At 66.4% G+C, this 12,905-nt stretch carries 10 protein-coding genes; 8 read left to right on the top strand and 2 right to left on the bottom strand.

Features of this window, described 5'->3' with window-relative positions:
• Nucleotides 1-672 (top strand): discoidin domain-containing protein (locus ELR45_RS36935; RefSeq protein ID WP_205855994.1); only part of this gene is annotated, 672 nt, incomplete at its 5' end.
• Nucleotides 673-688: 16 nt separating this feature from the next.
• On the opposite strand, the gene ELR45_RS04920 is transcribed toward ELR45_RS36935, so the two are convergent.
• Nucleotides 689-2,134, bottom strand: coding sequence for a sulfatase (locus ELR45_RS04920; protein WP_129663917.1), 1,446 nt, complete (start codon nucleotides 2,132-2,134; stop codon nucleotides 689-691).
• Nucleotides 2,135-2,287: 153 nt separating this feature from the next.
• On the opposite strand from ELR45_RS04920, the gene ELR45_RS04915 reads away from it, so the two are divergent.
• Both ELR45_RS04915 and ELR45_RS42490 read left to right on the top strand, forming a co-directional pair.
• Complete coding sequence (locus ELR45_RS04915; RefSeq protein ID WP_165367485.1) at nucleotides 2,288-3,346, top strand: LacI family DNA-binding transcriptional regulator; 1,059 nt, start codon at nucleotides 2,288-2,290, stop codon at nucleotides 3,344-3,346.
• Nucleotides 3,347-3,594: 248 nt separating this feature from the next.
• Nucleotides 3,595-4,182, top strand: coding sequence for an NUDIX hydrolase (locus ELR45_RS42490; protein ID WP_420813808.1), 588 nt, complete (start codon nucleotides 3,595-3,597; stop codon nucleotides 4,180-4,182).
• 17 nt (nucleotides 4,183-4,199) lie between these two features.
• Here ELR45_RS42490 and ELR45_RS04900 read toward each other — a convergent pair whose 3' ends face one another.
• A complete protein-coding gene (locus tag ELR45_RS04900; protein WP_129663913.1) occupies nucleotides 4,200-4,709 on the bottom strand; it encodes a GNAT family N-acetyltransferase in 510 nt (169 codons plus the stop codon).
• 398 nt (nucleotides 4,710-5,107) lie between these two features.
• Between ELR45_RS04900 and ELR45_RS04895 the strand changes: the two genes are divergently transcribed.
• The 5 genes from ELR45_RS04895 to ELR45_RS04875 form a co-directional block, all read left to right on the top strand.
• Nucleotides 5,108-6,982 (top strand): glycoside hydrolase family 3 protein, encoded by a 1,875-nt coding sequence (locus tag ELR45_RS04895; RefSeq protein WP_205855990.1) that lies wholly within the window; start codon nucleotides 5,108-5,110, stop codon nucleotides 6,980-6,982.
• Between the two features lie 350 nt (nucleotides 6,983-7,332).
• The gene (locus ELR45_RS04890; protein WP_129663909.1) at nucleotides 7,333-8,163 is read left to right on the top strand and encodes a phosphatase PAP2 family protein; all 831 of its coding nucleotides are present in this window, start codon (nucleotides 7,333-7,335) and stop codon (nucleotides 8,161-8,163) included.
• 39 nt (nucleotides 8,164-8,202) lie between these two features.
• Nucleotides 8,203-9,213 (top strand): LacI family DNA-binding transcriptional regulator, encoded by a 1,011-nt coding sequence (locus ELR45_RS04885; protein ID WP_129663907.1) that lies wholly within the window; start codon nucleotides 8,203-8,205, stop codon nucleotides 9,211-9,213.
• 272 nt (nucleotides 9,214-9,485) lie between these two features.
• On the top strand, nucleotides 9,486-11,657 hold the full coding sequence (locus ELR45_RS04880; protein ID WP_129663905.1) for a glycoside hydrolase family 36 protein: 2,172 nt from the start codon (nucleotides 9,486-9,488) through the stop codon (nucleotides 11,655-11,657).
• 44 nt (nucleotides 11,658-11,701) lie between these two features.
• A partial coding sequence (locus ELR45_RS04875) for an ABC transporter substrate-binding protein (RefSeq protein ID WP_205855989.1) occupies nucleotides 11,702-12,905 on the top strand: 1,204 nt, incomplete at its 3' end.

Here is a 12,905-nt window from a genome sequence, read left to right as displayed (position 1 = left end):
CAGCGCGTCGCCGTGCCATTGGCGGTCCCCGAGGCCGAGCCGCGGAACGTGTTCATCGTCATCCGTGCCAACCCCGATATCGAGCTGCACGCCGGCCCGGCGGCGCCCTACGGCGTGCTCAGCTTCACCCGGCAGGAACTTCGCCAGGCAGCGGATCGGCCACAGCCGGTACGTGAATGGAAATCCCTGACGCCGCAACGGATCTGCTTTGCCGTCGGCATCGACGGCACCACGCACGCCTACGATCCCGAGAAGGCTCTCGACGGCTATACCCGGCCGTACGGTGGCCCTCATCTCTGGGCCTCCGGGCCGGTGCTGCCCGAGGCGGAGCAGTGGCTGCAATTGTCCTGGGAACATGGAGCCCGTATCGGGGAAGTCAGGCTGACCTTCAACGACGACGTCAATGAAGATCTGATCAACTTGCACCACCACCGGACGGAGTTCAACGCCGTGCCCAATCTTGTCCGGGACTACCGGATCGAAGCATGGACGGACGGCGCATGGACGGTCCTGGAGCGGGTTCACGGTAATCGCCGGCGTCATCGAGTCCACCGATTCGACGAGCCGGTTCACGCCTCCGAGATCAGAGTCGTGGCGGAGATGGCTTGGGGCGTTCCCAGGGCCGAGATCGTCGAGATTCGAGCGTATGCGGAACCGGCCACGGCGCGCTGATCCGGTGACCCACTGGTCATCCTTGGCTCCGAGCGTCCGGCCACGGTCCGGCATCGGCGTACGGGTTGGGCTGCGGGATCTGTGCGCCGATGTTCTTTAGCCAGTCGTTCAATGCCTGGCTGAGTTGATCAACTACGTCCGGCTGGTCGGCGACGTGATCGCGCTGCTCGGAAACGTCAAGGTCCATGTCGTATAGCTCCTGGTGACCGTCCTCGAAATACCTGATCAACTTCCACCGACCGTCACGTACGGCCGCTCCGGGCGTGCCGCCCTGGTTGGAGTAGTGCGGGTAGTGCCAGAAGATCGGGCCGCGGTCGCCGGGTTTGCCTCGCCACATCGGCCACAGATCAAGGCCGTCTACATGCTGCTCCGGGCGGGCTTGGAGGCCAGCGGCGCTGAGCACCGTTGGGTAGAAGTCTGGCGTGGAGAAGATCAGGTCCGACGTGACACCGGCCGGGATCTGGCCCGGCCAGCTGACGATGGTCGGAACCCGCAGGCCGCCGTCAGCCATCCACCCTTTGCCCTCATTGAGGGGAGCGTTGCAGGTCGGAGATCCCTCCGCTGTTGACAGGCCACCGTTGTCGGACGTGAAGATGATCATGGTGTTGTCGAGTTTGCCTACGCTCCTGAGCGCTTCGACTATCCTCCCCACGCTGTGATCAAGGGTTTCGACCATGGCCGCATACGTGGGATGCGACTGAACGGTGCGGCGTTGGATGCGGTCAGGCCGCGAATGCCAGGCCGGCATCGACTCCCCGATCTCGACGTCGTTCTCGTCCAATCCGAGACCGGCTGCCTTGCGCCGATACTTCTCCACCAGGTCCGCCGGCGCTTGCAGGGGTGTGTGCACCGCATAGTGCCAGAAGTTGAGGAAGAACGGCTTGTCGTTGCTGTCGCTGATCAAGTCGACCGCGGAATCGGTCAGGCGGGTAGTCAGGAACTCGCCGTCGGGTGCGTCCTCCAGGTCGCCGATGCCGTATGGGCTGAAGTAGCTCGCTGGTGAGCCCCGTGAGGTCCCACCGATACTCACCTCGAAGCCATGCCGATCTGGTGCGGTCACGCCGCCGCCAAGATGCCATTTCCCCACGTGCCACGTCTGATAACCGTCATCACCGAGCGCCCGAGCCAGCGAATACTCCTGCTGCGGCAGGCAGTGGAAGTACGGGACGTCCAGCAACGACCCGACGGCGTGCCCACCGATCCAATTGGTGACACCGACCCGGGCGGGATATTTGCCGGTGAGCAGACTTGCCCTGGTAGGGGAACAGACCGGAGATGCGGCATAGGACTGAACGAAGGAGATCCCGGACTCGGCCAGCCGGTCGATGTTCGGCGTCTCATAGAACGTCGAGCCGAAGCAGCCGAGATCACGCCAGCCGAGATCGTCCGCCAAGATCAGTACGATGTTCGGCCGCGTATCATCGCGCCGGTCGACCGGCCGTCCCCAGAGCTTGTCGTTCATATGCTCAACCTCGTCGCTGACTGCCGAACCACGGACATTGGTGAAGGAGCGGACGAATATCGTTGCACGATTGCGTGCTAACAGCTCTTAGCACCGCAGCGTGCCGGTCCTTGCTAGCATCCGTCAAGGGTGTCGATGAAGGAGTTGCTGGCCGTGACTGCACGGGCTCGCGCGGTGTCGAGGGCGGACGTCGCCAAGTTGGCGGGCGTGTCACCGACCGCCGTCTCGCTGGTGTTGAACGGTCGTGGCGACGAATTGCGGTTGTCGAAGGAGATCCAGGAGCGGATCCGCGACGCCGCAGAGAAGCTGCGATACGTGCCGAACTCTGCCGCGCGCGCCATGGTGGGGCGGCGGCACCTCACAGTCGGAGTCGTCACGAGGCACCCGCCCTCCAAGCTGCGACTACCGATCTTCGAAGACGTCATGGTGGGCGTGGTCGAGGGTGCTACTCAGCGTCAGCACACCGTGAAATTCCTTCCACCGGTGGTGGAACCGGGGTCATACGACGTCTTCGGCGTTCTACGGGATGCCCAGGTGGACGGGATCTTGGTGCACAACCTCGACTGGCTCGCTCGGCAGCTCGCCGACTGGCGCACGCCGGTGGTGTACGTCGGGCTGGGGGAGGAGTCCCGAGAGCTGCCGTTGGACCAGGTCGGAGCCGTCACGACGGACGAGTGTGGCGGCATGCGTGAAGCTGCGAAGCACCTGATCGACAGCGGACACACCAGCGTGGTGATGGTCGCCGGCGCCACTCCCGAAGGTGAACCGCTGCCGAGGCTACGAGCCTTCTCGGAGGAGTTCACGTCTCGGGGCCTCGAAGCGCCGAGACATATTGACCCTGGAGAGTGGACATGGACGCCCGAGGACGGATACCGAGCCACTAAGGAAGCGCTCGAACGCTGGCCGGACGTGACGGCGCTTCACGCGGGCAACGATTGGATGGCGGTCGGTGCGATGCATGCCCTCCAGGAGTCCGGCAGACGGATCCCCGACGACGTCGCGCTGGTCGGCTTCGGTGACTTCCCCATCTGCGCCTACCTGACTCCACCCCTCACCAGCGTCCGATGGCCGCTCCACGAGCACGGTGTGCGTGCCGTCTCCATGCTGGTCGCGCAGATCAACGGTTCGGACGATGGGGTCGGAGATGTGGTGTTGCCCACGGAGCTCGTCATCCGTGAGTCGTCTGGTGGTGCGTCGCACCCACAAGAATGAGCCAAAGATCCGCCCGTGTCAGGCGGTCGTAAACTGGTGTCGGTGCGTCGCAGTGCGGTGGGAACAGTTCCGTCAGCGAACAGACGCTTGCCACTACCGAGCAAGACGGGGTATATCCGCGGTGATCGGATCGTCGTCGGATAGCACCCCTTGCCGTACTCAGACGAGCCTGCATCCACCGATGCCGTGGAGGTGCAAGGCATCAATTCTGAGGATGATCTCTCCCACGTACAGGGCCGCCGCCGGCGATGTCATCATGGTTCTCCATGATGGAGTTCGAGCGTGATCTGACGGACCGTTATCCGCTGCTCTTCGCTCCACAGAGATGGGAATGGGCTGGTTTCGACGGGTCGTTCTCGACGTCCTCTCCCGCCGCTGAGTTGGTCACGAACGTGCACGTCGTAGCTCTTGTTCGCGACCGGATCGTCGTCTGCCAGGACGACCGGGGCGTATGGTTCTTGCCCGGCGGAACTCGCGAGCCCGGCGAGAGTATCGAAGATTGCGCCGCGAGGGAGCTGGAAGAAGAGGCGGGCGCCCGGCTCGAAAGCCCGCTGCTCTGGGTGGGCGCGCATCACGGCGTCAGCGACCGCCCCGCACCCTATCGTCCACATCAGCCACACCCGGAAAAGGCATGGCTGTGGTGCACCGCCGACGTTTCGCTCCATTCTGCCCCCACGTCGCCAACGGACGGGGAACAGGTCGTCGACGTCCGTGCTGTAGAAGCGGCCGAGGCGCAACGGCTTCTCTTGACCGACGATCGCTGGCTTCCCGAGCTGGTGTCTCTAGCGATGGAGATACGGTCACGGCAGCCACAACGACGTCCGTCAGAGTCGTGATTGTCTGGCCGTCTTGGTCACGGCGTTCGATGACCGGCGACGCGCTTGACGTAGCGATGGGCCGGAACGGAGATGCGGCCGGTGGCGGTTTCCACCGGGTACTCGAAGGGTCCTCCGTCGGTCCATCCGTTTCGTTCGTAGAAGCTGCGCGCTCGGGCGTTGCCGGCGACGACGGCTAGCCATGCTCGTTCGTGGCCATTCCCGGCCACGAGGCGTTCGGCCTCGGCGAGCAGGAGCGCGGCCACGCCGGTTCCGCGGTGGTGCCGGGACACGTAGACCTGCTCGACCTCGTCGTCGACCACCATGACGAAACCGGCGACGTCGTCGTCGACTACCGCGACCACCGTGTCGCCGACACGATCGGCGGCACGGGTCTCGAACGATTTCTTGGTGCGCGCGGCGGTGAGCTCGTCGGGAACATGACCAAGGTGGCCGTCGGGCCAACCTTCGTGCCAGATCTTGGCGACAGCGGCGGCGTCTCGAGGGTCCGCGCGGCGGATGGTGACAGCGTCGTCGTTGCTCGGCATCCCCTCAACCTAACGAAAACACGTCCTCGATGGCGCTTCAGCGAGCAGCTGTGACGCAGTTTGCCGTACTTTCCGCGAGCCAACGAAGAAAGTGCGTTAACAAGACATAAAGAGACCTTGACGACATCAGATCGTAACGCGAGGATGACGGGCACTAGATCGCCAGGTCTTGGCCAAGCCGGCGTACGGATCGCCTCAACTGGAGGGGTGACATGCGATCCCGTTCGCTTATTGCATTCATCGGGGCCGGCATTCTGACGATGTCGTTGATCCCGTCCGTCAGTGGTTCAGCCAACGACGTTCGCACGGACTCAGGCAGTTCGGCAGCAGACGTTTCGAGCTCGGCACGTTCGGGCTCGGGACACCACTCAACCGATCCGGCGTATCTCAATCCGAGGGTGCCGGTCGATCGCCGCGTCGAGGATCTGCTCGACCGGATGACGCTCGAAGAGAAGATCGGCCAGATGACCCAGGCCGAGCGTGGCGCCGTCGCCGACGACCCTTCTGTCATCGCCGAGTGGGGCCTCGGATCCGTGCTGTCCGGAGGCGGGTCGACGCCGACACCCAACACGCCCGAGGCATGGGTGGAAATGGTCAACGAGTTCCAGAGCCAGGCGTTGAGCACCCGACTGGGTATCCCGCTCATCTACGGCATCGACGCCGTGCATGGGCACGCGAACGTGCACGGTGCGACGGTGTTCCCGCACAACATCGGCCTCGGCGCCACTCGCGACCCCCGCCTGGCAAGAGAGATCGGCCGGGCGACGGCCGCGGAGGTACGGGCCACCGGAATCCCGTGGAACTTCGGGCCGTGCCTGTGTGTCGCCCGCGACGAACGCTGGGGACGCACGTATGAGAGCTTCGGCGAGGACCCGGCACTGGTCTCCCGGATGGAGACGGTCATCGACGGCCTACAGGGCCATGGCCGCGGTCCGATCGATGACGACCGCGTCGTCGCTACTGCCAAGCACTACGTGGGCGACGGCGGCACTGAGTACGACGAGGAGACCGCCGAAGAGAACGAGGGCAAACCCTGGGATGAGCAGGAGTACACCATCGACCAGGGCATCGTCGTCACCAGCCGGGATGAGCTCGAGGAGACTCACCTCGCGCCGTACCGTCCCGCCATCCGGCGACACAACGTGCGCAGCGTCATGCCGTCCTTCTCCAGCATCGATTGGACCGAGGACGGCGTAGGCAACCCGATCAAGACCCACGCCGACGGCGAGCTCATCACCGACGTGCTCAAGGGTGATCACCGCTTCCGGGGCTTTGTCATCTCGGACTGGGAGGCTATCCACCAGATCCCGGATCCGGACAACCCGGACGACGCCGGTCTGACCCCGTACAAGGTGCGTACTGGCGTCAACGCGGGCACCGACATGTTCATGGAGCCCAACACTGCCAAGGAGTTCCAGGATCTTCTGCTCGCGGAGGTCGACGCCGGGCGAGTCAGTGAGGAACGCATCGACGACGCCGTCCGCCGCATCTTGCGCGCCAAGTTCGACCTCGGGCTCTTCGAGCAGCCGTACGCGACGACGGACAACCTGGACGAGGTCGGCAGCGCAGAGCATCGGGAACTCGCACGGCGGGCCGTCGCCGACTCTCAGGTCCTGCTGAAGAACGACGACGGGGCGCTGCCGCTGGCGCCGGACGCGAACGTCTACGTCGCGGGCCGCAATGCCGACAACATCGGCAACCAGGCCGGTGGCTGGACGATCACGTGGCAGGGGGAGCCGGGCGACATCATCCCGGGTACCACGATCCTGGAGGGTATCCAGGAGGTGGCACCCGACGCCGAGGTCACGTACAGCCTGGATGCGTCAGCCCCGATGGACGACGCGGATGTGGGCGTCGTCGTCGTTGGCGAGACGCCGTATGCGGAGGGGTTCGGCGATGTCGGCGGACCGGAGTGCGGGTTCTGCACACCGGAGCAGCTGGAGGAGAAGTCCCTGAGCCTGCAGCCCGGTGACCAGGAGGTCGTTGACGAGGTGTGCTCCGAGATCGAGACGTGCGTGGTGCTCGTGGTCTCCGGACGTCCGCAGATCGTCACCGACCAGCTCGGCTCCATGGATGCGCTGGTGGCGTCGTGGCTGCCGGGGAGCGAGGGCGCGGGCGTGGCGGACGTCCTCTTCGGAGAGCGGCCCTTCGCCGGGAAGCTACCGATGACCTGGCCGCGAAGCGAGGAGCAGGTGCCGATGAACATCGGCGACGAGGACTACGACCCGCTCTTCCCATACGGGTACGGCATACGCACGCGCGTTCATCACTAACCGCCCGTGCCCGCTGAGTGCGGGTGGCGTCTATCGGGTTCAGCCTGATCATCAGCGTCACCCGCACTCAGCAAGCCAGACCGATATGGCTGTGCTCCGCTGAGCCGCTGTGACCAAAAACTCGCTGCGACAGGAACCCCTCCCGTGGAATAGTTAATCTTCGATCATGGCTACAGGGGAGGGACCTCGAAGCCGGACGTTGTTGAATCGGGGTAGCAGAGGTCCATGAGACTGCGGGGGCGATGGACCATGCGAGGCGAGTACGTCAGCATTCGGCCGGCCGGCCAGACGGCCGAGCGTGACCGTGAAACGCCGGGGCACGTGGATTGGTCCCCTCGGATGAGGGCTCGGTGAGCGTCCGCGAGTCCCGGCCGTGGGAGATGCCTTCCGCAGGCGCGCCCGAGGCCGCGGATACAGTGGCCGACCGGTCCGTGGCCCCCGCGGGCGCCGGGCGGTTCAGGTTCCGTGCGCGGGCGTTCTTTCGCGAGGGCGCGATCGTCGGTGCGGCGGTCTTCTTGTACTTCCTCGTCCGTGGACTCATCGACAACCGCGTCGAGCTCGCGTACGACAATGCCGAACGGATCGTCAGCTTCGAACGCACTGTCGGGATCTTCGTCGAGGCAGATCTCCAGGCGCGGGTCACCGATCACGGCTGGCTGGTCGACGTGCTCAACGGCATCTATATGTACGGCCATTGGCCGGTGGTGGTCGGAACGCTGTTGTGGGTGCTCTTCTGGCACCGCTCCGCGTTCCCGCTGTTCCGCAACGCCCTGCTCATCTCGGGTGCGATCGGGCTGGTGATCTTCGCCTCTTTCCCCGTGGCGCCGCCCAGATTCCTGCTCGACTACGGGTTCATCGACACAGTCACCGATAAGACGAATGCCTACCGGGTCCTGCAGCCGCCGGGGTTCACCAACCAGTACGCGGCCATGCCGAGTCTGCACCTGGGATGGAATCTGCTCATGGGCATCGCCTGGGCGACTCTCACGACGAGCCGCTGGGCGAAGGCGCTGGGCGTGGCGATGCCCATCCTCATGTTCGCTGCGATCGTCCTCACCGCGAACCACTACATCATCGACGGACTCGCCGGCGGAGTGATCGCGCTGACCGGCATTGTCGCCGCCGTCGCGCTGAGAAAGCGCAAGAGCGGTGCGACTTCTTCACTACCCTCGGCGGGCTGACGCCGGGAAGAGGCGTAGCTGGTTAAGCTTTGCGGTGAGATGCCACGACCATCCACACGTGCCCCCGCCATCACCGACGTCGCCAAGCTGGCCGGCGTATCGGTGCCGACGGTGTCGCGCGTGCTCACCGGCTCGGTGCCGGTGAGCACGGCGCGCCGGGAGCGGGTGCTGGCAGCGATCGAGGAGCTCGGCTATCGGCCGAACGGGGCGGCGCGGGCCCTGGTCAAGGGGCATCAATCCGTCATAGCGGTCCTTGCCAGCGATACCACGCGCTACGGCTACGCCGTGACGATCCAGGGCATCGAGGAGGCCGCCCGCGCGGCCGGATTCATCGTCATGATCACGGTGATCGAGTCGGAGGAACCCGCGGCCGTCGCCTCCGCCGTCAACCTGGCGTTGCGGAACCCTGTCTCTGGCATGATCGTGTTGAAGTTCGATCCGCCGGGCGTGGCGGCCGTCCGGGCGCTGCCGAAGGGCGTACCTGTAGTGGCGGCGTCGGGTAGCCGCGGCACCGGCGTCCCACACGCCACGCTCGACGACATCGAGGGCGCGGTCAAGGCCACGGAGTACCTGCTGGGCCTGGGACACCGGACCGTGCACCATGTCGCGATCCCGACGTCCGGCCGCCGGGCCGGCCGCGCCGCGGGCTGGCAGCGGGCGCTGGCGAAGGCCGGTGCCGAGATTCCGGAGGTCATGTACGCCGGCTGGGATCCGCGCCGCGCATACGAGCACGGGCGGAGTCTCGGCGATCGGCCGGACGTGACCGCGGTGCTGTGCGGCAACGACGAGCTCGCCATCGGGTTGATGCGAGGACTCCGCGACGTCGGCCGGCGGGTACCGGAAGACGTCAGCGTGGTGGGCTTCGACGGGCATCCGCTCGGCGAGCTTTGGGCGCCCGCGCTGACGACCGTGGAGCAGGACTTCGCCGAACTGGGCCAGCGCTCTTTCAATCTGGTGGCGGCGTTGATCGAGGGCAGGTCGTCGCCAATGACCTCGGCGAGGCAGCCGCGGCTGGTCATCCGCGAAAGCGCCGGCCCGCCGCCGGTCTGACCAGCACTGATACGTGCCGTCGAACTGGCGCATCGCTGATGGGTATCAGCCGTGCCGGGCGGACGGCGGGCGTCGCGCAGGAGGTTGCTGATCCCTCGGACGCACCTTGGTTCCGGGCACCAGATGCACGTCCACGCCGCGACGGTTCGGCAACTCGATCTCTCGTGGGCCTGTTGACATGCGCTATGAAAACCTTATCATTTTGAGCACGACGCCGAACGTGAGCGTTAACAATCCCCAGCATCGAGCCGACGATCCATGGAGGACGTGCCGTGCCGACATCCAGCTCGACCGACACCGCCATCCACTGGGGCCACGCGGCGCTCAGCGTCGTCGTGGCAGTCTCCGACGACGCACCGCCGCGCCTGGCCCGCCTCGATGACGGGGCGGCTGAATCCACCGTCGCGACAACGCCCGACACTGGAGACGTTCCCGACGGGGATACACCGGGGAGCGGCCAGCCACTCGTTGAGGTCCGCGCCGTCGGCCACGGCGGAAGCTGGTCCGGCAGCCGCTCGGTAGGAACGCTGATCGGAGCGCGGTTGCGCTACGCCGGTCACCACGAGCTCCGCAACGACGGCTGGACCGAGCTGCACATCACGTCCCGGGACGACGCGACGGGCCTCACCGTGGACACCGTGTTCAGCACAGTTGACGGGCTGCCGGCAGCGCGGACCTGGGCTCGCGTTCGGGCGACGGGCGACGAGCCGGTGACCGTGCAGTCGATCAGCTCGTTCGCCGGTACACCGTTCCCGGCTGGCGCCGTCGACGTGGACAATCTCGAGCTCTACCAGGGCCGAAGCGACTGGCTCGCCGAAGGCCGGTGGCGGCGCGACGCCGTGCGCGAGGTCGGGTTACCCGATCTCGACCTGGGGCTGCACGAGGCGAACCCGCGCGGATGCTTCTCCGCCGTGAGCCATGGCACCTGGTCCACCGGCGAGGCGATGCCCGGCGGCGTTCTGACCGACCAGTCCAGCGGCGCGGCCGTGGCTTGGCAGATCGAGCACAACGGGGCCTGGCGATGGGAGATCGGCGAGCGGCTCAACGGGGTCTATCTGCTGGCTTCCGGGCCCACCGACGCCGACCACCACTGGCAGCTTGTCCTCGAACCCGGTGACGAGTTCACCACGGTCCCGGTCGGGGTGGCCGTGTCCAGCGTGGGTGGCCTGGAGGGCGCGATGGCCGCGCTGACCCGCTACCGGCGCGCCATCGTCCGGCCGCATCCCACCCGCGACGCCCTGCCCGTGATCTTCAACGACTACATGAACACCCTCATGGGTGACCCGACCACCGAGCGCCTGCTCCCGCTCATCGACGCGGCGGCGAGCGCGGGCGCGGAGTACTTCTGCATCGACGCCGGGTGGTACGACGACGGCCCGTGGTGGGACACCGTCGGAGCGTGGGAGCCGGCAACGGCTCGGTTCCCGGGCGGCCTCACCGAGGTGATCGACCGGATCCGGCGCGCCGGCATGGTGCCGGGACTGTGGCTGGAGCCTGAGGTGGTCGGGGCCCGTAGCCCGATCGTCGACCAGCTGCCCGACGAGGCGTTCTTCCAGCACGCGGGTACCAAGGTGGCCGAGCATGGCCGGTACCACCTGGATCTCCGGCACCCGGCGGCGTGGGCGCACCTGACCGGCGTCGTCGATCGGCTCGTCGGGGAGCTGGGCGTCGGCTACTTCAAGCTGGACTACAACATCAACCCGGGCGTCGGCACCGAGGTGAAAGCCGCCGCTCCGGGCGACGGCCTGCTCGGTCACAACCGCGCCTATCTGGCCTGGTTGGACGAGACCCTCGACCGGCACCCTGGCCTGGTCATCGAGAACTGTGCGTCCGGCGCCATGCGCATGGACTACGCGATCCTCTCCCGGCTGCACCTGCAGTCGACCAGCGACCAGCGCAACCCGCTGCTTTACCCGCCGATCGCGGCGTCCGCGCCCATGTCCGTGCTGCCGGAGCAGGCGGGAAACTGGGCCTACCCGCAGCCGGAGATGTCGCCCGAAGAGATCGCCTTCACCATGGTCACGGGACTGGCCGGCCGGCTGTATCTGACCGGCCACCTGGACCGCATGAATGCCGAGCAGATCCGGCTGGTCAGTGAGGGCGTGACGGTCCATCGAGCCATCCGTTCCGAGCTGACCCGCGCGGTCCCGATCTGGCCGATCGGTTTGCCGGACTGGTCCGATCCGTGGGTCGCGGTGGGTTTCCGGGTAGCCGAACCAAGCCGGGACCGCACGTATCTGGCGATCTGGCGGCGGGACGGTACCGCCGGCCAGGTATCGCTCAACCTGCCACACCTGCAAGGACACGCTGTCCGCGAGGACATCGCGTTCCCGGCCGAACTGCCCAGGTGGGAACTGACCTGGGATCCCGAGCTCGGCGTACTCACCGCAGCCGCGTCCGGCAACGAGCCGGCCGCGCGGCTGATCGAGCTCACGCCCACCTGAGGTCGTGACCACGACGCACCCATCAACCCGAGAAGGGGAGTTCGATGAGGAAACCCTGGATTGGAACCACCCTGGTAGCGGCCCTGGCACTTCTGGCCGCCGCCTGCAGCGACCCGTCGGTGGAGTCCAACGACGACGCGGGCACGGAACCAGAAGATGCCGAGACCGCTGAGGCCGACATCGACCCCAATGCCAGCCTCGACGGCGTCGAGCTGACCATCTGGGCGGCGCAGAACAGCAACATGATCCCGGAGGAGGTGGCGGCGGCCTTCGAGGAGGAGACCGGCGCGTCGATCGAGATCGTCACCGTGCCCGACCCGTACGAGCAGGGCATCCAGACGCGTGTGGCGACAGGCGACAAGCCCGACCTTGCGTTCTGGCAGCCGACGGCGTCGATGCTGACGGCGATCAACGCACCGACCAACCTGCAACCGCTCGACGACGCCCCGTGGATCGACGAACTCGAACCCACGCTGCAGGACATCACCGGGATCCTGGACGGAACCCGGTACGCGGCGCTGATCACCAGCCCGGCCGTGGAGGGCGTGTATTACAACAAGGAGGTCTTCGACGAGCACGGCATCACCGAGCTGCCGTCGAACTTCGACGAGATGGTGGAGATCGCCCGCACGCTCGGCCAGGAGGGCGTCACCCCGTTCTACGAGATGGGCGGGGACAAGTGGGCCACCCAGTGGTGGGTCCAGGTCCAGCTCGCCGACGCCGCGAAGGACGGTCTATGGGACCGGATCAACGCCAACGAGGAGACGTTCTCCGACGAGACTGTTCTCGGTGCTATCCAGACCTACCGCGACCTGGTGGATGAGGGCTTGTTCAACGACGACATCACGACGGCCACGTTCGAGGACCAGGGCGACGCCCTCCTCGCCGGCGAGGCCGCCATGGTGATCCAGGTGAACACGTTCTTCGGCCAGCTGCAGGCGAAGGCGTCGAGCGAGGAGCTCGACGAGAAGATCGGCTTCTTCCCGATCTCCCCGTCCGGCAACGTCGGAACGTTCATCCCCGACCAGGCCAACGCGCTGGTCGCCTTCAAGAGCGGCGACGCGGAGCGGGAGGCGGCGGCGAAGCAGTTCCTCGCCTTCTGGATGGGCCCGCAGTACGAGAGCTTCGTCAACGAGCGGGAGACGGTCTCGCTGAAGCCGGACGTGGCCACGCCGGACACGGTGCCGGCGGCGCTGGTCGACGTGCACGCGTCGCTGTCCGACTCGGTCGGGTCGATGCAGGCGCTGG

The organism is Phytoactinopolyspora endophytica, from assembly GCF_004138495.1.
In the GTDB taxonomy this organism is placed as follows: Bacteria; Actinomycetota; Actinomycetes; order Jiangellales; family Jiangellaceae; genus Phytoactinopolyspora; species Phytoactinopolyspora endophytica.
Note: the sequence above shows the minus strand (reverse complement) of the source record. Positions and strands in the feature narration are given on the sequence as shown.

What these genes read in the sequence shown, in the direction of transcription:
- ELR45_RS04920 (WP_129663917.1), bottom strand. Translation starts at nt 2,134, where the DNA reads ATGAACGACAAGCTCTGGGGACGGCCGGTCGACCGGCGCGATGATACG.
- ELR45_RS42490 (WP_420813808.1), top strand. Translation starts at nt 3,595, where the DNA reads ATGTCATCATGGTTCTCCATGATGGAGTTCGAGCGTGATCTGACGGAC.
- ELR45_RS04900 (WP_129663913.1), bottom strand. Translation starts at nt 4,709, where the DNA reads ATGCCGAGCAACGACGACGCTGTCACCATCCGCCGCGCGGACCCTCGA.
- ELR45_RS04885 (WP_129663907.1), top strand. Translation starts at nt 8,203, where the DNA reads ATGCCACGACCATCCACACGTGCCCCCGCCATCACCGACGTCGCCAAG.